Origin of the sequence: Streptomyces marianii (genome assembly GCF_005795905.1) — a bacterium.
GTDB lineage: Bacteria > Actinomycetota > Actinomycetes > Streptomycetales > Streptomycetaceae > Streptomyces > Streptomyces marianii.
On the sequence record NZ_VAWE01000001.1, the window covers coordinates 1,867,129 to 1,886,181 of the forward strand.

Here is a 19,053-nt window from a genome sequence, read left to right on the forward strand (position 1 = left end):
TCCGACGCTTCGACCGCCGCGCAGACCGCAATGACATGGCCCGTTGCCCACCTTCCCCGAGCGCCGTGCAATCTCTTGATTCACGTGACGATAACACCCGGCGGCAGACCGGTTCGCCCGCCCGCGGACCGGTCCTGTGACACGCTTCCGCCATGGTCCCTCTCCTGATCGTCGATGGCGCGAACGTGGTCGGTTCGGTACCGGACGGCTGGTGGCGCGACCGCCGGGGCGCGGCCGAGCGGCTGCGCGACGGACTGGTCCCGCTCGCCGAGGAGGGCATCCCCGGGCACCCCGGTCCGGTCGAGGTGGTCCTGGTCGTCGAGGGCCGTGCGAGGGGCGTCGGGCCCGTCCCCGGCGTACGGGTCGAGGCCGCGACCGGCAGTGGGGACGACCGCGTCGTGGAACTGGTCCGGGAGAACGCCGGCCGTCCCACCGTCGTGGTCACGGCCGACCGGGGGCTGCGGGACCGGGTCGAGGCACTGGGCGCACGGGTCGTGGGGCCGCGCACGGTCCGCCGCGGCTGACCCGCCCGCTCGCCCCTACCAATCAGTACTCGGCGTTCCTGCCCAGCTTGCCGAGACGGCTGTGGGAGCGGCCGTACAGGTAGTAGACGACCACGCCGATCGCCATCCACACGGCGAACCGCAGCCAGGTCTCCGCCGGGAGGTTCAGCATCAGCCAGAGCGACGCCGCGATCGACACGATGGGCAGCACCGGCACCCAAGGGGTCCGGAACGCGCGGTGCAGGTCCGGCCGGGTGTTGCGGAGGATGATGACGCCGAGGGCCACGATGACGAAGGCGAAGAGCGTGCCGATGTTCACCAGGGCGGCGAGCGCCTCGAGGCTGGTGAAACCCGCGATGAGCGCGATCACCACGCCGAGCACGATGGTCGCCCGGTGGGGCGTGCGGAACTTCGGGTGGGTGACGGAGAAGAAGCGCGGCAGCAGTCCGTCGCGGCTCATCGCGAAGAACACCCGGGTCTGGCCCAGCAGCAGGATCATGCAGACGGTGATGAGCCCCACGACCGCGCCGAGGCTGATGGCGCCGGCGAAGAAGGGCTGGTCGACCGCCTTGAAGGCGTCGGCGAGCGGGGCCGTCTCCGACATCTCCGTGTAGTGCTGCATACCGGTGACGACGATGGTCACGGCCACGTACAGCAGGGTGCAGATGAAGAGGGAGCCCAGGATTCCGCGCGGCATGTCCCGCTGGGGGCTCCTGGTCTCCTCGGCGGCGGTGGCGACGACGTCGAAGCCGATGAAGGCGAAGAAGACGATGGCGGCCGCGGTGAAGATGCCCATGACGCCGAAGTTGGTGGGCTCGTAGCCGAACAGCGCCTGCACCAGCGGCGCCGCGAGGCCGCCGCCCGTCTCCTGCGGCTGGGCCGGGGGGATGAACGGCACGTAGTTGTCCGCCTTGATGAAGAAGGCGCCGGCGACGATGACCAGCAGCACCACGATGACCTTGATCGCGACGACGATCGCGGTGATCCGGGCGGACAGCTTCATGCCGATGACGAGGACCGCGGTCAGCGCCAGGATCAGCAGGAAGGCCAGCAGGTCGAAGTGGCCTCCCGCGTCGGGCCCGGAGAGCGCGGCGGGCATCTGCCAGCCGAGGTTGGTCTCCAGGAGGGCGCGCGCGTACCCGGACCAGCCGACCGCCACCACCGCCGTGCCGAGGGCGAACTCCAGGACCAGGTCCCAGCCGATGATCCAGGCGGGGAGTTCGCCGATCGAGGCGTAAGAGAAGGTGTAGGCCGAGCCTGCCACCGGAACGGTGGACGCGAACTCGGCGTAGCAGAGCGCGGCGAGGGCGCAGACGACGCCCGCGGCGACGAAGGACAGAGCGGTCGCGGGCCCGGCGTTCTCCCTGGCGGCGATACCCGTCAGGACGAAGATGCCCGTGCCGATGATGACACCGACGCCGAATACGGTGAGGTCCCAGGCGGAGAGTGACTTCTTGAGCGCGTGCTCCGGCTCCTCCGTGTCCCGGATCGACTGCTCGACCGTCTTGGTCCGGAACGCCCCGGTGCTCCGCGGGGGCTGCTGCTGTGTGCTCACCGGCGTACCTCCGTACCCATGGCCGTGTGGCCATGATCGAGAGGAGTGCGGGACCTCGCCCGCCCACGGAGTCCGGTTCACACGAAAGGACCGGCCGGAAACCTCTCACGGTACTCCGACCGGCCCAATCCGACTCCGTCCACCGGGTGCGCGCCGGGCGGCGCGCCCGCTCAGTCCCGCGCCGGCTCGGCGGTCCTGCTGGGCTCGTCGTCGAGTCGGCCGTCCAGCCTGGCGACGAGACCGGTGACCTGGCGGGCGATGTCCGGAGCGGTCAGCCCGATCTCCGCCATGACCTCCTTGCGGGAGGCGTGGTCGAGGAAGCGCGGCGGGATGCCGAAGTCGCGCAGCGGCAGGTCCACTCCGGCGTCGCGCAGTGCCTGGGACACGGCGGCGCCGACACCGCCGACACGGCCGTTGTCCTCGACGGTGACGACGACCCGGTGCCGCTCGGCGAGCGGGGCGAGGGCCTCGTCGACCGGCTTGACCCAGCGGGGGTCGACGACGGTGGTGGAGATGCCCTGCTTGTCGAGGAGGTCGGCGACCTCCAGGCACATCGGCGCCAGGGCGCCGACGGAGACGAGGAGGACGTCGGGCCCGGGGGTACCTCCCATGCCCGAAGGGCCATGGGGGACGGTGCCCGGCTCGCGCAGGACGTCCATGCCGCCGACGCGGCCGACGGCCGGGACCGCGGGGCCGACCACGCCCTTGGAGTAACGGACCACGGTCGGCGCGTCCTCGACCTCGACGGCCTCGCGGAGCTGGGCGCGCAGCTGCTCGGCGTCCCGCGGGGCGGCCATCCGCAGGGTCGGGACGACCTGGAGGATCGACATGTCCCACATGCCGTTGTGGGAGGCGCCGTCGTCGCCGGTGACGCCGGCCCGGTCCAGGACGAACGTGACCCCGCACCCGTGCAGGGCGACGTCCATCAGCACCTGGTCGAAGGCGCGGTTGAGGAAGGTGGCGTAGACGGCGAAGACCGGGTGGAGCCCGCCGGTGGCCAGACCGGCGGCCGAGGTCGCCGCGTGCTGCTCGGCGATACCGACGTCGAACACGCGCTCGGGGAAGGTCTCGGCGAACTTCTTCAGGCCGACGGGCTGGAGCATCGCCGCGGTGATGGCGACGATGTCCTCGCGCTCCCGGCCGAGCTTGACCATCTCGTCGCCGAAGACGGACGTCCAGCTGACCGCCGAAGCCTTCACCGGCAGGCCGGTGTCGGGGTGGATCGGGCCGATGCCGTGGAAGCGGTCGGCCTCGTCCTGCTCCGCGTGCTGGTAGCCGCGGCCCTTCTCGGTGAGGCAGTGCACGATGACCGGGCCGCCGAACCGCTTGGCGCGGGTCAGCGCGGACTCCAGGGCCTCGATGTCGTGGCCGTCGATGGGGCCGACGTACTTCAGGCCGAGGTCCTCGAACATGCCCTGCGGGGCGATGAAGTCCTTCAGGCCCTTCTTGGCGCCGTGCAGGGTCTCGTAGAGCGGCCTGCCGACGACGGGGGTGCGCTCCAGGATGTCCTTGCCGCGGGCGAGGAAGCGCTCGTAGCCGTCGGTGGTGCGCAGGGTGGCCAGGTGGTTGGCGAGGCCGCCGATCGTCGGGGAGTAGGAGCGCTCGTTGTCGTTGACGACGATGACGAGCGGGCGGTCCTTGGCGTCCGCGATGTTGTTCAGCGCCTCCCAGGCCATACCGCCGGTGAGGGCCCCGTCACCGATGACCGCGACGACGTGGTCGTCCTTCTTCAGCACCTCGTTGGCCTTGGCGAGGCCGTCCGCCCAGCCGAGGACCGTCGAGGCGTGCGAGTTCTCGATGACGTCGTGCTCGGACTCGGCGCGCGAGGGGTAACCGGACAGACCCCCCTTGGCACGGAGCCGGGAGAAGTCCTGGCGCCCGGTCAGCAGCTTGTGGACATAGCTCTGGTGCCCGGTGTCGAAGAGGACCTTGTCGTTCGGTGAGTCGAAGACGCGGTGCAGGGCGATGGTCAGCTCGACCACGCCGAGGTTGGGGCCGAGATGGCCGCCGGTCTTGGAGACGGCGTCCACGAGAAAGGTGCGGATCTCCGCGGCCAGCCGGTCGAGCTGCTCCGGGCCGAGCCGGTCCAGGTCACGCGGTCCTCTGATACGGGTAAGCAGCTCCCACCTGTCGCCCACCGCCACCCTTGAACGACGCGCTACGCGCGGCTGCGTCACCGTGCCTCCTTGCGTTTGAGCTGGTCGAGCTTGCCGATCTGCCGAGTCTAATGTTCCGCTCCCGGCCGCTGTCATCGGGCGGTGCGTTCCGCGTCACGCCATCGGAGGACACGGAGGCCCCCGGGGGACGGCCGCGGCTCCCCGGGAGAACACGCAGCAGTGCCCGGCACCGGTTCCGGCGCCGGGCACTGCTGGCGGTGGCCGCTACGCGCGGCCGGCGGTCTTCTGCGTCTTGCGCGTGACCGAGTCGATCACGACGGTGGCGAGGAGCACACCACCGGTGATCATGAACTGGATCGGGGTGGCGATGCCCTCCAGCGCCAGACCGTACTGGATGGAGACGATCACCATGACGCCGAGCAGCGCGTTCCAGGTGCGGCCGCGGCCGCCGAAGAGGCTGGTGCCGCCGATGACGGCCGCCGCGATGACGTTCATCAGCAGCTCACCGGCGCCCGCGCTCTGGTTGGCGGCGGCGATCTTGGAGGCCCAGAACAGGCCGCCGACGGCCGCGAAGGTGCCGGCGATGGCGAAGACCGAGATCCGGACCGCGGTGACGTTGATGCCCGCGCGGCGGGACGCCTCGACGCTGCCGCCGAGCGCGAAGATCTTCCGGCCGTAGGCGGTGCGCCGCAGGACGAAGTCGGTGATCACCAGGACCACGAGGAACAGCACCAGCGCCAGGGGCAGGCCCTTGTACTGGTTGAGCATGTACGCGGCGCCGAAGGACACGACGGCGAGCAGGACCGTGCGGAACACGATGTCGCCGAGCGGCCGGGACGGGATGCCGGCCGCGTCACGGCGGCGGCTGTCGAGGAACGCGGAGAGGAAGAACAGGGCCACGGCCAGCCCGGCGAGACCGTAGGCCGCCGCCACGTCGGAGAAGTAGTACGTGGTCAGCTTGGCGACGACGCCGTCGCCGTCCAGGTTGATCGTGCCCTGGGAGCCGAGGAGCTGGAGCATGAAGCCCTGCCAGAACAGCAGGCCCGCCAGGGTGACGGCGAAGGCGGGCGCGCCGATCCGGGCGAAGAAGAAGCCGTGGAGGGCTCCGATGACCGCGCCACCCGCGATCGCGACCACCAGGGCCAGCCACTCGTTCATCCCGTTCGTGACACTGAGGACGGCCACGATCGCGCCCGAAACGCCACTGACGGCGCCCACGGACAGGTCGATCTCGCCGAGCAGCAGCACGAAGATGATCCCGACCGCCATCATGCCGGTGGCGACCATCGTGACCGCGATGTTGCTGAGGTTCTGCGCGGAGAGGAACTGCGAGTTCAGGCTCTGGAAGATCGCGCAGATCAGGACCAGGCCGATGACGACCGGGATGGAGCCCAGGTCGCCGGCGTGCAGCTTGCGCTTGAACTCCGCGATGTAGCCGCCGAAGCCCTGCTCGCGCACGAGGAGGCGGGGGTCGACCGCGGTGACCGCGTCGTGGGCGGCGTCCGGGTTGACCACCCGGTGGCGGCCGCCGGCGGGTGCCGGAGTCTTGTCGATGCTCACTTCTGCGCCTCCGAGGTGCGCGCCGCACGACGGGTCACGGCGTTGTCCGTGGCGCCGGTGATGGCGGAGATGATCTCTTCCTGCGAGGTGGACTTGACGTCGAAGACGCCGTTGTTCCGGCCGAGCCGGAGCACCGCCACCCTGTCCGCGACGGCCTTCACATCGGCCATGTTGTGGCTGATGAGGATGACCGCGTGGCCGCGTTCCCGCAGCCGCTCCACCAGGTCGAGCACCTGCGCGGTCTGCTCGACGCCGAGCGCCGCGGTGGGCTCGTCGAGGATGACGAGCCTGGGCGCGCCGAGCATCGAACGGGCGATGGCCACGGTCTGCCGCTGACCGCCCGAGAGCGAGGCGATCGGGATGCGGACGCTGGGGATGCGGATGGAGAGCGTGCTCAGCAGCTCGCGCGAGCGGCGCTCCATCTCGACCTCGTCGAGGACGCCGCGCTTGCGGAGTTCCCGGCCGAGGTACAGGTTGCCGACGACGTCGATGTTGTCGCACAGCGCGAGGTCCTGGTAGACGGTCGCGATGCCCAGGTTCTGGGCGTCGTGCGGCTTGCCGATCGACACGGCCCTGCCTTCCCATTCGATGACGCCCTCATCGATGGGGTGCACGCCGGCGATCGTCTTGACCAGCGTGGACTTTCCGGCGCCGTTGTCGCCCACCAGGGCGACGACCTCACCGGCGTGGACCTCAAGCTCTACGTCGGTGAGCGCCTGAACGGCACCGAACCGCTTGGAGACCCCGCGCAACGCCAGCACGGGCGTAGCGGACACGTGAACCATCTCCTTCGCCGCCTGACCGGCGGGATGCCGCGCCGGGAGGGATGGCGCGGAGGTTGAGCAGAAGCGGGGAGAAGCGTTTCTGTCCGGCGCCCCGCCCCGATAGCGGGGGCTGGAGGGGGGCGGGGCACCGGCCAGGCTTCAGGGAGCGTCCCTCAGGGGACGTGGTGCCTACTTCAGGCCGATCGCGTCGCAGGCGGCCTTGAACTTCGGGGTGCAGATCTCGGCGGCGGTGTAGACGCCGTCCGCGATGACCGATTCCTTGATGTTGTCCTTGGTCAGCGAGACGACCGGGACGAGCACCGACGGGATGCCCTTGGCGGTCGGGCTGTCGACCTTGGACGTGGCGATCGCGTCCAGGCTCTGGCCCTTGGCGAGCGCCACGGCCATCTCGGCGGCCGCGGCGGCCTCCGGGGCGTACGGCTTGTAGACGCTCATGAACTGCTCGCCCGAGACGATGCGCTGCACACCGGCGAGCTCGGCGTCCTGGCCGGTGACCGGCGGGAGCTTGTCGAAGCCGCCGGCCTTCAGGGCGGTGATGATGCCGCCCGCCATGCCGTCGTTCGCGGAGTAGACGCCGACGATCTTGTCCTTGCCGAGGGCCGAGATCGCCGCCTCCATGTTGGCGTTGGCGTTCTCCGGCTTCCACTCCTTGGTGTCGTACTCCTTGCCGACGTTCACCTTGCCGTCGAGGACGCTGTGGGCGCCCTTCTTGAAGAGCGCGGCGTTCGGGTCGGTGACGGAGCCGTTCATCATGACGATCTGGCCGCTCTTGGGCTTGTCGCCCAGCGCCTTGAGTAGGGCCTCGCCCTGGACCTTGCCGACCTCCTCGTTGTCGAAGGAGGTGTAGGCGTCGATGGGGCCCTCGGCGAGGCGGTCGAAGGCGACGACCGGGATGCCGGCCTCCTTCGCCTTCTTCACACCGCCCGCGATGGCCTTGGAGTCCACCGCGTCCACGATCAGCGCGTCGACCTTGTTGGTGATCATCGTGTCGACCTGCTGCGTCTGCAGCGTCGCGTCCTGCTTGGCGTTGGCGTAGACGACCTCCGCCTTGCCGTTCGTCAGCTCGCTGATCTTCTTCTCGATGAGCGGCTTGTCGAACTTCTCGTAGCGCGCGGTCTGGTTCTCCGGGAGCAGGAGACCGATCTTGAGGGCGTCACCCTTGGCGGCACCGGTCTTGGCGCCGTTCTCGCCGGACTCCTTGGCGCTGCCGCAGGCGGCGAGGGACACGGCCATCGCGGCGGCGCTCACTGCCACGGCGACGCGACGCATCTGCGTGTTCATTCAGAAACCTCCCTGACGAGGCCGCGTCCTTGCGGCCGAGGTGGCTGGAAGTCAACTCGGCCGCAACGCCAGCGTCAAGGAGTAAATCCTTAACGAGATGACAACGGTGCCATTCGTTATCTAAGTGAAGGCAGGCGTCCCGGCCGGTACCGAGCTGTCCAGAAGTGTCGAATCACCCATTTCGCTGAGTACGAGGGCCAGTGCCCCCAGCACCTCGGCCCGGCTTCCCAGTGCCCCCGGAAGGACGGAGAGCCGGCGGGCGGCGCTGGGGATGGCGTACCGGGAGACGGACTCGCGTATCGGCGCGAGGACCAGCTCCCCGGCCTCCGCCAGACTGCCTCCGAGGACCACCCTGCTGGGGTTCAGCAGGTTGCACAGGTTGGCCACACCGCTTCCGATGTGCCGGCCGACGTCGGAGACGACCCGGCGGCAGCCCGGATCGCCCTCCCGCGCCAGCTGCACGACCCGTTCCATGGTCAGGTCCGGGCCGTGACTCGGCCGGAGGAGCGGCAGCACGTAGGGGGCCGCCGCGAAGGTCTCCAGGCAGCCCCGGTTGCCGCAGCGGCAGACGGGCCCCGACTCGTCCAGTGTGATGTGCCCGATCTCCCCCGCCGTACCGCCGGGGCCACGGTAGATCTGGCCCGCTATGACGAGTCCGGCGCCGACACCGCCGGCGACCTTGATGTAGGCCAGGTCCCCGACCCCGCGGCCGCTGCCCCAGACCAGTTCGCCCAGGGCGCCGAGGTTGGCGTCGTTGTCGACGTACACGGGCACGCCCAGTCGGCCGGAGAGCTCCTCGCTGGGATTGATGCCGCTCCAGCCCGGCAGGATCGCGGTGGAGCCCAGCGTGCCGGTCTCCACGTCGATCGGCCCGGGCACGCCCAGCCCCACTCCGACGATCTTGTCCTGGCCGATTCCGGTGGCCTCGATAAGCCGTTTGACCAGCTGTTCCGCCCGGTCGAAGCCCTGCGCGGAGGAGGCGTCCACGTCGAGCGGCTCGGACTCCTCGGCGAGGACCTGGTGGGCCAGGTTGCCGATGGCGACGCGCAGGTGCGTATGGCCGAAGTCGACGCCGACGACTATGCCGGCGTCCCCGCTGAGCGAGACGCTGCGGGCCCGGCGGCCGCCCGCGGAGGTGGGCGTGACCTCGACGGTCCCGCCGTCCTTCAGCTCGCGGACGATGTTGGAGACGGTCGCGGCGGACAGGCCCGTGCTCCTGGCGATCTCGGCCTGGGTGAGCGACCCGGCCAGCCGCACGGCGCGTACGACCCGCTCGAGATTGGCCCGATGCAGAGATGTCTGCGACCCCGGAGTCTCCATCGACTCACACACTCCTGCTCTTCACTCCAACATGTGAACTCTAAGGGGAGCCTTTCGAGCCGCTCCCCGTCAAGACCTGAGCGAAAGCCCGGCACAACCCGGGACGCACGCGTACCGCCCGCCGGCGGCTTCCGGCGGGCGGTACGGGGCGGTGGCGGGGCGGGCGCGGTCGCCGGGCGGGTGGACGCGTTCGCCGGGCGGGGCGGGTTCTACTTCAGGGCACCCGCCGTGAGGCCCGCGACGACCTGGCGCTGGAAGACGACGTACGCGGCCAGCACCGGCAGCATCGCCATCACCAGGCCCGCGAACAGGCCCGACCAGTCCCCCTTGTACCCCTGGCTGACGGCCAGCTGCACCAGGCCCTGGGACAGCACCTTGTTCTCCTGCTCGGTGTTCAGCACCGTCGGCAGCATGTACTGGTTCCACTGGCCCAGGAAGTTGAAGATCCCGACGCTGATCAGACCGGGCTTGGCCATCGGCAGCATGACCTGGAAGAACGTCCGGGTGTGCGAGGCCCCGTCGATCAGCGCCGCCTCCGCCACCGAGGTCGGCAGCGTACGGAAGAAGGCGGTCAGGAAGAACACGGTGAACGGCAGCGAGTAGGCGATGTAGACCAGGATCAGGCCGTGGATCGTGTTCAGGAGCTGAATGTTGTTCATGACGTAGAACAACGGGACCAGCGCGAGCATGATCGGGAAGCTCATCCCCCCGATGAAGAGGAAGTAGATGAAGCGGTTGCCCGGGAAGTCGAACCGGGCGAGGACGTACGCCGCCATCGAGCCCAGCAGAAGGGTGCCCGCGAGGGAGCCGGCGACCACCAGAACGGTGTTCAGGAAGTAGTCGCTCATGTGCGCCTGGCCCCAGGCACGGGACCAGTTCTCGAAGTGGAGCCGGTCCGGCAGCGACCACGGCGAGCTGAAGATCGCGTTGTCGTCCTTGAAGGACGTCATCACCGCCCACAGCAGCGGCATGACGACCATGAAGGCCCAGAGGACCAGCATTCCGTGCGAGAAGACGTTGAGGATCCTGCCGTCGCCGCGCTTCCCCGCCTTCGGTTTCGCGCCGGGCAGATCGGTCCTCACCACGTGCGGCAGGGGCTCCGCGGTGCCGGCGGGAGAGGTTTCGGTCGTCTTCATCTCAGTACTCCAGGCGCTCGCGCCGGCCCAGCTTCATCACGACGGCCGCGAAGGCCAGCGTGACGACCAGCAGGGCGACGCCGATCGTGGTCGCGTAGGCCGCCGCACCGTCGCGGAACGCCGACTGGTACACGTACAGCACCATCACCGTGGTCGAGTAGTCGGGACCGCCGGGCCCCGTCGTCATGATCTGCACCACCGCGAAGGACTCGGCGCCGAGCGCGAGGATGCCCATGTAGACCCAGCCCGACTGGATGGTGTCCCACAGCAGCGGCAGCGTGATCCGGAAGAAGGTGGTGATCCTGCTCGCGCCGTCCAACAGCGCCGCCTCGTAGAAGTCCTTCGGGATCGACGCCATACCCGCGGAGAAGAGGACGACGAAGAAGCCGACCGTGGACCAGACGAGGACCGCCATCACACACCACAGGGCGAGGTCCGGGTCACCGAGCCAGAGCGGCTGGACGTCGCCGAGCCCGATCGCCTTGAGCCCGGAATTGATCGCTCCGCTCTCCGGGTTGTACGCGAACTGGAAGAGCAGGGCGACGATCGCGATCGACAGCACCTGCGGGAAGAAGTAGGCGATCTTGTAGAACGACGACCCCCGCACCCCGGAGACCGCGGCCCCCCTCCGGTGCCGCCCGCCGACGTTGATCATGAAGGCGAAGAACAGGGCGAGGCCGATCGTCACCACCGGCAGCAGCAGCGCGAACAGCAGGCTGTGCCGGAGCGACTTCCAGAAGACGTCGTCGCCCCACAGCCGTGCGTAGTTGTCGAAGCCGACCATGGAGAAGTCCGGGCTCAGACCGGTCCAGTCCGTGAACGAGTAGTAGATGGACTGGACGAACGGCCAGAGCACGAAGAGCGCGTACAGCGCCAGGGGCGCCGCCAGGAACCCCACGATGAACCGGTACTTGCCGTGCTGCATGGTTACCGACCCCGATCTTCCGGAGTGTGCCGCCGCTGGTGCAGTGTGCTCCCGGGGGCGCGCCGCCCCCGGGTGCACAGGCCGCTCACTGGTGCTTGTACTTCTTGACGGACGAGTCCTGGGCAGCCCTGTCGGCGAATCCCTGGATCTTGCTGACGGCCTCGGCCGGGGTGAGCCGTCCGGCCATCATCTCGCCCAGACCGGCCACGCCGATCTGCTCCTTCTGGAGCTTGACGTACCAGTCCTGCAGACGCGGGTTGACGACGTTCCCGCCGGCCTTCTCCAGCGCGGCGACACCCGACTTCAGACCCGGCGTCAGCGCGATGCCGTCGGTTCCGCCGTTGAACGCGGTCAGCGACTTGACCTGCTTGGTGAAGTTCTTCGAGGACTCCTCGCCGAGCATGATGCGCAGCTGTTCCATGCCGCCCTCGACGTTCTTCGCCTTCGCCGGGACGATGAACGGCTCACCGCCGGAGGCCCAGAGGGTGCCGAAGGGCATCTTGTCCGAGGCGTCCAGGCCGGACGGCGCGGAGACGGCCAGGTTGAAGTCCTTCGGCATGGTGCTGGCCGCCTCGTTCTCCACCCAGGAGCCGTTGGGGATGAACAGCGCCTTGCCCTTGGTCCAGGCGGTCTGTGACTGGATGTGGTCCAGGCCCGGGGTGCCCTTGAGGACGTAGCCCTTCTTGTAGAGCTCGTAGTACGCCTCGAACGCGGCCTTGACGGCCGGGTGCTTCCAGGCGTTCGGCTCCAGGTTGTCGATGGAGTCCAGGACCTCCCGACCGCCGATCTTGGCGATGAACGGGTAGAGCGAGAAGGGGAGGTAGTAGGGATGCTTGCCGGCGTACGTCCAGCCCGCGATGCCCTGCTTCTTCGCCTTCTCGCACAGGGCGAGCATCTCGTCCCAGGTCTCGGGGTACTGCGCGTCGAGCCGGTCGAGCGCGGTCTGCGAGTACCAGACGCCGTAGACGGTGTAGGCGTAGTAGAGGATCCACACGGGCGCGCCGTCGAACTGGCCCATCTCGACGATGCCGGGGCGCAGGGTGTCCCGGACCTTCTTGTTCGGGTCGTCGACGGAGGGCGCGTCCAGCAGCGGGGTGAGGTCGGCGAGCTGCTTCTTGCCGACGAGGACGCCCATGTCCATCTGCTCGGCCCCGGAGTTGTCGATGAGGTCCGGCGGGGTGCCGCCGTTGAAGCGGGGCTGGAGCTCGGACTGGATCTTCTGGGTGGCCTTGTGCTCGACCTTGGGGGCCTTGGGGAAGGCCGCGTTGTACTTCTTCTCCGCGTCGATCGCGTACTGCTGCCCGAAACCCCCGTCGAAGATGACGACTTCGAGGGCCGCGGTCTCGTTGACGCCGAGCGGGTTGGCCTTGGTGACCTTCCCCTTCTCGACCTTGGAGCCGCCGGCTCCGCCGTCGCCGCTCGCGCAGGCGGAAAGGAAGCTCATCGTGGGAATGGTGACCAGGCCGAGCGCCGCGGACCGCTTGATCAGGTCGCGGCGGCCGAGACCGCCGTTCGAGTGGCCGGAGGTGGATCCCATGCTGAAGTCCTCGCCTTCTCCAGGACTCAGGCGGTGAACCGGTCGCCCGCCTTCCTGGGATGAAGGGCCCCGCCACCGCGGTCAATTGCTGAAGCTGGTCGTGCAGGGGTAATACCGTGGCAGTGGGAACGGACTTCTGCCCGGGCCGCAGACGATACTTCGCCTGCCCGTTCCCCCCGGCCCTTCGCCGTGTCTTCCGGCGAGGCGGACGCCGACAGGTATAGTCCACTTCCCGCCCACGGAGCAAGATCGAAAGCAAGGTTGCGCGGCAGTCTTTCCCGAGTTGAGACCTCCCGCACACGGTAGCGGCGAGCGCGGGGAATCCACCGCGGGAAACTCACCGAACCGGCCGAAAACCAACCCGCCGCACCGTCAACACCCTTGACACCCCGCGGCACTTACTCCCTACTAGTGCCTGCGCATTGCTCCTGACAACGTTGTCTATCGCTTCGGCGGGAGGAACGGCTTCGACATGCGGCCAAGATCCAGCCCCAGGCACCCCCACGCCCGCTCGGCCGCCCTGGTGGCGGCCGCTTCCCTGCTGGTGGTGACGGCGCAGTCGGCGGCCGTCGCCCTGCCCGCCCGTCCCCCGGCCCCCGCGCCGGAGTTCTCCACTTCGTTCGAGGCGGACGAGGCCCAGCCCGACTGGCGCAACACCGTGGACACGGGACCGGACGGCGCGAAGCGGTCCGACGGGGTCGACGGCGGCTTCGCCTCGGGCATACCGGGCAATGTCACCGACAAGGTCGTCGAACTGCGCGCCAGCGGCGAGAACGCCGGCGCCGGTGAGACCAAGGAGAACCTGGTCGACCTCCAGCCGTCCACCAAATGGCTCACGTTCGAACCGACCGGCTGGGTCGAGTTCGACACGGACAGCCCCGTCAGGGTCGTCACCTATGCGCTGACCTCGGCCAACGACGTCGACGAGCGCGACCCGAAGGACTGGACGCTCAAGGGCTCGGAGAACGGCGAGGACTGGACGGTCCTGGACACCCGCGAGGGCCAGACGTTCGAGAAGCGCTTCCAGACGAAGACGTACGGCATCGACCCGGGGAAGGCCGGCTCGTACGCGCACTACCGCCTGGAGATCACCCGCAACAACGGGGCCTCGGGCATCGTCCAGCTCGCCGACGTGCAGTTCTCCGACGGCGACACCGGCAGCCCGGTGCCGGAGGACATGCGCAGCCACGTCGACCGCGGTCCCGCCGGTTCCCCGACGGCGAAGGCCAACGCCGGCTTCACCGGCAAGCGCGCCCTGCGGTACGCGGGCACGCACAAACCGGACGGCCGCGCCTACTCGTACAACAAGGTCTTCGACGTCGACACGGCAGTGCGGCGGGACACCGAGCTGTCGTACCGCATCTTCCCTTCGATGGCCGAGACCGATCTCAACTACCCGGCCACCAGCGTGGCGGTCGACCTGGCGTTCACCGACGGCACCTATCTGAGCGACCTCCGGGCGGTGGACTCGCACGGCGGGCTGTTGACGCCGCGCGGCCAGGGTGCGGCGAAGCGGCTCTACGTCAACCAGTGGAACCAGGTCGCGTCCCGGATCGGCTCGGTGGCCGCGGGCAAGACCGTGGACCGGATCCTCGTGGCGTACGACGCGCCCAAGGGTCCGGCGAAGTTCCAGGGGTGGATCGATGACGTCCGCATCGCCCCGAAGCCGCCGGAGAAGCGGCTCGCCCGTCTGTCCGACTACGCCTCGACCGTGCGCGGCACCAACTCCAGCGGCTCGTTCTCGCGCGGCAACACCTTCCCGGCGACGGCTGTCCCGCACGGCTTCAACTTCTGGACGCCGGTGACCAACGCCGGCTCGCTGAGCTGGCTGTACGAGTACGCACGCGCCAACAACGCCGACAACCTGCCCACGGTGCAGGCGTTCAGCGCCAGCCACGAGCCGAGCCCGTGGATGGGCGACCGGCAGACCTTCCAGCTGATGCCGTCCGTCGCCGAGGGCATTCCGGACACGGGCCGCGCCGCCCGCGCCCTGCCCTTCCGCCACGAGAAGGAGACCGCCCGCCCGCACTACTACGGCGTGACGTTCGAGAACGGGCTGAAGGCGGAGATCACCCCCACCGACCACGCGGCGATGATGCGGTTCACCTACCCCGGCGACCACGCGTCGGTCGTCTTCGACAACGTCACGGAGCAGGCCGGGCTGACGCTCGATCCGCAGACCCGCTCCTTCACCGGCTACTCCGACGTGAAGAGCGGACTGTCCACGGGCGCCACCCGGCTGTTCGTGTACGGCGTCTTCGACGCGCCCGTCACCTCGTCCGCGTCCCAGGGCGTCAAGGGCCACCTCCGGTTCGACGCCGGTGAGGACCGCACGGTCACCCTGCGCATCGCCACCTCGCTGATCAGCGTCGACCAGGCCAGGGAGAACCTCGCGCAGGAGATCCCCGCGTCCGCGTCCTTCGGCCGCGTCAAGGACCGTGCGCAGGACGCCTGGGACGACCTGCTCGGCCGGGTCGAGGTCGAGGGCGCCACCCACGACCAGCTGGTGACCCTCTACTCCTCGCTCTACCGGCTGTACCTCTACCCGAACTCCGGGTTCGAGAAGGTCGACGGCAAGGACAGGTACGCCAGCCCCTTCTCGCCGCAGACCGGCCCGGACACCCCGACCCACACGGGCGCGAAGATCGTCGACGGCCGGATGTACGTCAACAACGGCTTCTGGGACACCTACCGGACGACCTGGCCGGCCTACTCCTTCCTCACCCCCAAGAAGGCGGGGGAACTGGTCGACGGATTCGTCCAGCAGTACCGGGACGGCGGCTGGATCTCCCGCTGGTCCTCCCCCGGCTACGCCGATCTGATGACCGGCACCTCCTCCGACGTCGCCTTCGCCGACGCCTATGTGAAGGGCGTCCGCGGCTTCGACGCGGAGAAGGCCTACGAGGCGGCGCTGAAGAACGCGACGGTGACCCCGCCGCACCGGGGCGTGGGGCGCAAGGGCATGGAGACCTCGCCGTTCCTCGGCTACGCCTCCACCGAGACGCACGAGGGCCTGTCGTGGTCGCTGGAGGGCTACCTCAACGACTACGGCCTGTCGAAGATGGCCGACGCCCTCTGGGCGAAGACGAAGAAGGCGCGCTACAAGGACGAGTCCGCGTACTTCCGGAACCGGGCCCGGAACTACGTGACGCTGTTCGACAAGAAGGCGGGATTCTTCCAGGGACGCGATCTCGAGGGCGACTGGAGGGTGCCGTCGGACACGTACGACCCCAGGGTCTGGGGCTACGACTACACCGAGACCAACGGCTGGGGCTATGCGTTCACCGCGCCGCAGGACAGCCGCGGTCTGGCGAATCTCTACGGCGGACGGCCGGCCCTCGGGAAGAAGCTCGACACCTATTTCGCCACCCCGGAGACGGCGTCACCGGAGTTCGTCGGCTCGTACGGCAGCGTCATCCACGAGATGACCGAGGCCCGTGACGTGCGGATGGGCATGTACGGGCACTCCAACCAGGTCGCCCACCACGTCACCTACATGTACAACGCGGCCTCGCAGCCGTGGAAGACGCAGGAGAAGGTGCGCGAGGTCATGTCCCGCCTCTACACCGGCAGCGAGATCGGGCAGGGCTACCACGGCGACGAGGACAACGGCGAGCAGTCGGCCTGGTTCCTGTTCTCCGCACTCGGCTTCTATCCGCTGGTGATGGGCAGTGGGGAGTACGCGGTCGGCTCGCCGCTCTTCACCAAGGCGACGGTCCACCTGGAGAACGGCCGCGAACTCGTGGTGAAGGCGCCCCGGAACAGCGCCCGCAACATCTACGTCCAGGGCCTGAAGGTGAACGGGAAGCGCTGGAACTCCACCGCCCTCCCGCACGCGCTGCTGGCGCGGGGCGGCACGCTGGAGTTCGCCATGGGGCCGAAGCCGTCGCGCTGGGGCACGGGCAGAGCCGCCGCGCCCGTCTCGGTCACCGAGGACGACGAGGTGCCCTCGCCCCGCCGCGACGCGACCAGCGGCACGGGCGCGCTCTTCGACGACACCTCCGGTACGGAGACGGCGCTGGAGGCGGCCGTGGACCTGCCGGTCGCGGAGGGCACCCGGGCCGTGCAGTACACGCTCACCTCGGCGGCCCGCGACAAGGCCCCGGCAGGCTGGGTGCTGCAGGGCTCCCGGGACGGCACCGCCTGGACCGATCTGGACCGGCGTTCCGGCGAGTCGTTCGCGTGGGACCGGCAGACACGGGTCTTCACGGTCGCGCGCCCCGGCACGTACCGGCAGTACCGGCTGGTCCCCGCCGCGGGTGCGGCGCAGTCGGTGCTCGCGGAGGTAGAACTGATCTCCTGACCGGTCCTCCGTCCCTGTCCGAGGCCGCAGTCCCCCAGGGGGCTGCGGCCTCCGCGCGCCTCGTCGCCGTGGCGGAGGAGCGGAGCCCGACCCGCGCATCGGAGCGGCCGTTCGTGCCGCTGCCCGTACCGCCCGAGCCGATCCGCCAGCCGGAGGGCCTGGCGGCTGCGGGGCCGTTCAGGCGCTCCGGGCCGGTACGGCGCTCACCGAACCCGGCCGGGTGCCGGCGCGGCGGGCCGTCGCCGGCGGCGGAACGGGATGCCGCGGGAGACGAGGGGGCGGCGCCGGACCGGGCCGCGACCGGGAAGCGGACCACCATCGGGAACCGGGCAACAACCGGGCACCGGACGGCAGCGCGGGACCGGACCGCGACCGGGAAGCGGACCACCGCCAGGAACCGGACGATGGCGAATGCGCCGGATGACGGCGGGGCGCCGGAATACGGCGCCGGACCGGGCCGCAACCGGGGAGCGGACCACCGCCAGGAACCGGGCAACAACCGGGCACCGGACGGCGGCCCGGGACCGGACCGCGACCGGACGGTGAAGGGCCGCACCCCTGCTCTTAGGGGTGCGGCCCTTCACCGTGCTGCCGGACCGCCCGCACCGCGGGCATCCGCACGGCGGTACCGCCGTGCGGATGCCGGTACCGCCGTGCCCGCGGCGCCCCGGCCTGATGGCCGGACGCCGCCGGGCGGCCTACTTGCGGATCAGGCTCCGGAGCACGTACTGCGACGTGCTCCCGCTGCACGGTAGTTCTGCAGGATCTCGAGGACGATGGCGTTCTGAGCAGTGGTCCTCGCATCAGATCGCCACAATGCGCATAGTTTCCGGGCGTGGAGAGCACATCTGGCTGAGTTTTCCTACCGCCAACGCAGCACCTCAACACGCGCGGCACAGCGAGTCAACGTGCTCCGTTGGCGGTTGCCCCGTGTTCCGCCCGCTGTTATGGCGGCGGGTCCGGGTCCTCGCGTGACCGGGCTCCTGTGCGCCCCTTCATTGCCGATCCCCGACCTCTCGCCAGTAGATGCTTCGGCGCGATCTCGTCGGCCTCTGCAAGGCTGACGGCATGGCCGACTCCGACGACCCGATCTGCTTCACGCTCGGCAGCCATCGACCTTGTGGCCTGGACCCGCGTCCTGCTGCTGGACGGCGAGCCGGCTAGCGCCGAACCCAAGAGACTCCGCTTCCGGATCCTGCACGTCGCTGCCCGTCTCACCCGCGGCGGCCGCCTCCTCCTGCGGATCGCAGCAACCTGGCCCTGGCGACACCAACTCGCCGCCGCCTTCCAGCGTCTGGCCGCCCTACCCGGCCCCGCCAACTGACCAGCCGCCCGGCCACCTACGACACGAAAGACCTTGGAGAACCCGACCAACGCGCCGGGTCCCCCTCTATAAACCTGCGAGCTGCCTCTGGTCTACGGAGAAGGGCTCCATCTCTGCCTGTTCCCTGGCATAACACCTCAGCAGGTCGTTCATCCGGTAGCGCCCTGACGGGGTGCTCTCGATCAGATGACCGTCCAGCAGGTGCTCGGTCGCCCACTCGACGCTGGCCGACGGGAGACGGAGCGCCTCGGTCATCGCAAGGCCTGAGATCTCGGTGATTCCCGGCTGGCCGAAGAGCAGGAAAGTCCGGGCCAGGGTGCGGTGCGTGTCATCGATACGGGCGAGGTCTTGATAGCTGACGGCGAAGCTGGCCCGTAGCTCCATGTCGTCGACCCGCAGGGCGTCCAGACAGTGCTGTTCGTCCGCCAGCCGGGCGTTGAGCGCCGCGACCGACAGATCCGTCCTGACCGCCAGGCGCGCGGCGGCGAGCCGCAGCGCCAGCGGCAGCCCTCCGCAACGCGCCGCCAGTTCACTCACCAGCCGCCCGCTCAGCCCTGCCCCCTCGTCGCCGAGCATGCGCCGCAGCACCGCCTCGGCCTCCGGGAGCGGCAGGGACTTGAGCCGGGCGCGCCGCGCGCCGTCGATCGCCACCAGGCTGGAGCGGGAGGTGACAAGGATCGGGCTGCGCGTGTGCGCCGGGATCAGCG

The 19,053-nt window shown here is 69.6% G+C and carries 12 protein-coding genes and 1 pseudogene; 3 read left to right on the forward strand and 10 right to left on the reverse strand.

What is annotated here, in order from left to right:
- The first annotated feature begins 152 nt into the window (after positions 1-152).
- Entirely contained in the window at positions 153-524 is a 372-nt protein-coding gene (locus FEF34_RS08265) for a PIN domain-containing protein (protein ID WP_138052559.1), read from the forward strand.
- Between the two features lie 22 nt (positions 525-546).
- On the opposite strand, the gene FEF34_RS08270 is transcribed toward FEF34_RS08265, so the two are convergent.
- The 9 genes from FEF34_RS08270 to ngcE all read right to left on the reverse strand — a co-directional run bounded on the left by FEF34_RS08270 (position 547) and on the right by ngcE (position 12,719).
- Positions 547-2,058 carry an amino acid permease gene (locus FEF34_RS08270; RefSeq protein WP_138052560.1) on the reverse strand — a complete coding sequence of 504 codons (1,512 nt, stop codon included), beginning with the start codon at positions 2,056-2,058 and terminating at the stop codon, positions 547-549.
- Positions 2,059-2,228: 170 nt separating this feature from the next.
- Positions 2,229-4,196 (reverse strand): 1-deoxy-D-xylulose-5-phosphate synthase, encoded by a 1,968-nt coding sequence (gene dxs, locus FEF34_RS08275; RefSeq protein WP_138052561.1) that lies wholly within the window; start codon positions 4,194-4,196, stop codon positions 2,229-2,231.
- Positions 4,197-4,439: 243 nt separating this feature from the next.
- On the reverse strand, positions 4,440-5,735 hold the full coding sequence (locus FEF34_RS08280) for a sugar ABC transporter permease (protein WP_138052562.1): 1,296 nt from the start codon (positions 5,733-5,735) through the stop codon (positions 4,440-4,442).
- Positions 5,732-6,520 (reverse strand): ATP-binding cassette domain-containing protein, encoded by a 789-nt coding sequence (locus FEF34_RS08285; RefSeq protein ID WP_138052563.1) that lies wholly within the window; start codon positions 6,518-6,520, stop codon positions 5,732-5,734. The genes FEF34_RS08280 and FEF34_RS08285 overlap by 4 nt, the downstream gene beginning before the upstream one ends.
- A 168-nt stretch (positions 6,521-6,688) precedes the next feature.
- Positions 6,689-7,801 carry a substrate-binding domain-containing protein gene (locus FEF34_RS08290; protein ID WP_138052564.1) on the reverse strand — a complete coding sequence of 371 codons (1,113 nt, stop codon included), beginning with the start codon at positions 7,799-7,801 and terminating at the stop codon, positions 6,689-6,691.
- Between the two features lie 120 nt (positions 7,802-7,921).
- Positions 7,922-9,121 (reverse strand): ROK family transcriptional regulator, encoded by a 1,200-nt coding sequence (locus FEF34_RS08295; RefSeq protein WP_138052565.1) that lies wholly within the window; start codon positions 9,119-9,121, stop codon positions 7,922-7,924.
- Between the two features lie 209 nt (positions 9,122-9,330).
- A complete protein-coding gene (locus FEF34_RS08300; RefSeq protein ID WP_138052566.1) occupies positions 9,331-10,257 on the reverse strand; it encodes a carbohydrate ABC transporter permease in 927 nt (308 codons plus the stop codon).
- A 1-nt stretch (position 10,258) separates the two neighbouring features.
- Positions 10,259-11,182: a carbohydrate ABC transporter permease gene (locus tag FEF34_RS08305; protein ID WP_138052567.1), complete on the reverse strand. Its 924-nt coding sequence runs from the start codon at positions 11,180-11,182 to the stop codon at positions 10,259-10,261.
- Positions 11,183-11,267: 85 nt separating this feature from the next.
- The gene (gene ngcE / locus FEF34_RS08310) at positions 11,268-12,719 is read right to left on the reverse strand and encodes an N-acetylglucosamine/diacetylchitobiose ABC transporter substrate-binding protein (RefSeq protein ID WP_138052568.1); all 1,452 of its coding nucleotides are present in this window, start codon (positions 12,717-12,719) and stop codon (positions 11,268-11,270) included.
- Positions 12,720-13,191: 472 nt separating this feature from the next.
- On the opposite strand from ngcE, the gene FEF34_RS08315 reads away from it, so the two are divergent.
- Both FEF34_RS08315 and FEF34_RS08320 read left to right on the forward strand, forming a co-directional pair.
- The gene (locus FEF34_RS08315) at positions 13,192-17,022 is read left to right on the forward strand and encodes a GH92 family glycosyl hydrolase (RefSeq protein WP_138052569.1); all 3,831 of its coding nucleotides are present in this window, start codon (positions 13,192-13,194) and stop codon (positions 17,020-17,022) included.
- 1,105 nt (positions 17,023-18,127) lie between these two features.
- Positions 18,128-18,346, forward strand: a pseudogene (locus FEF34_RS08320) (IS1380 family transposase); the annotation flags it as partial.
- 66 nt (positions 18,347-18,412) lie between these two features.
- Here the strand turns inward: FEF34_RS08320 and FEF34_RS08325 are convergent.
- On the reverse strand, positions 18,413-18,997 hold the full coding sequence (locus FEF34_RS08325) for a hypothetical protein (protein ID WP_138052570.1): 585 nt from the start codon (positions 18,995-18,997) through the stop codon (positions 18,413-18,415).
- Positions 18,998-19,053 lie beyond the last annotated feature (56 nt).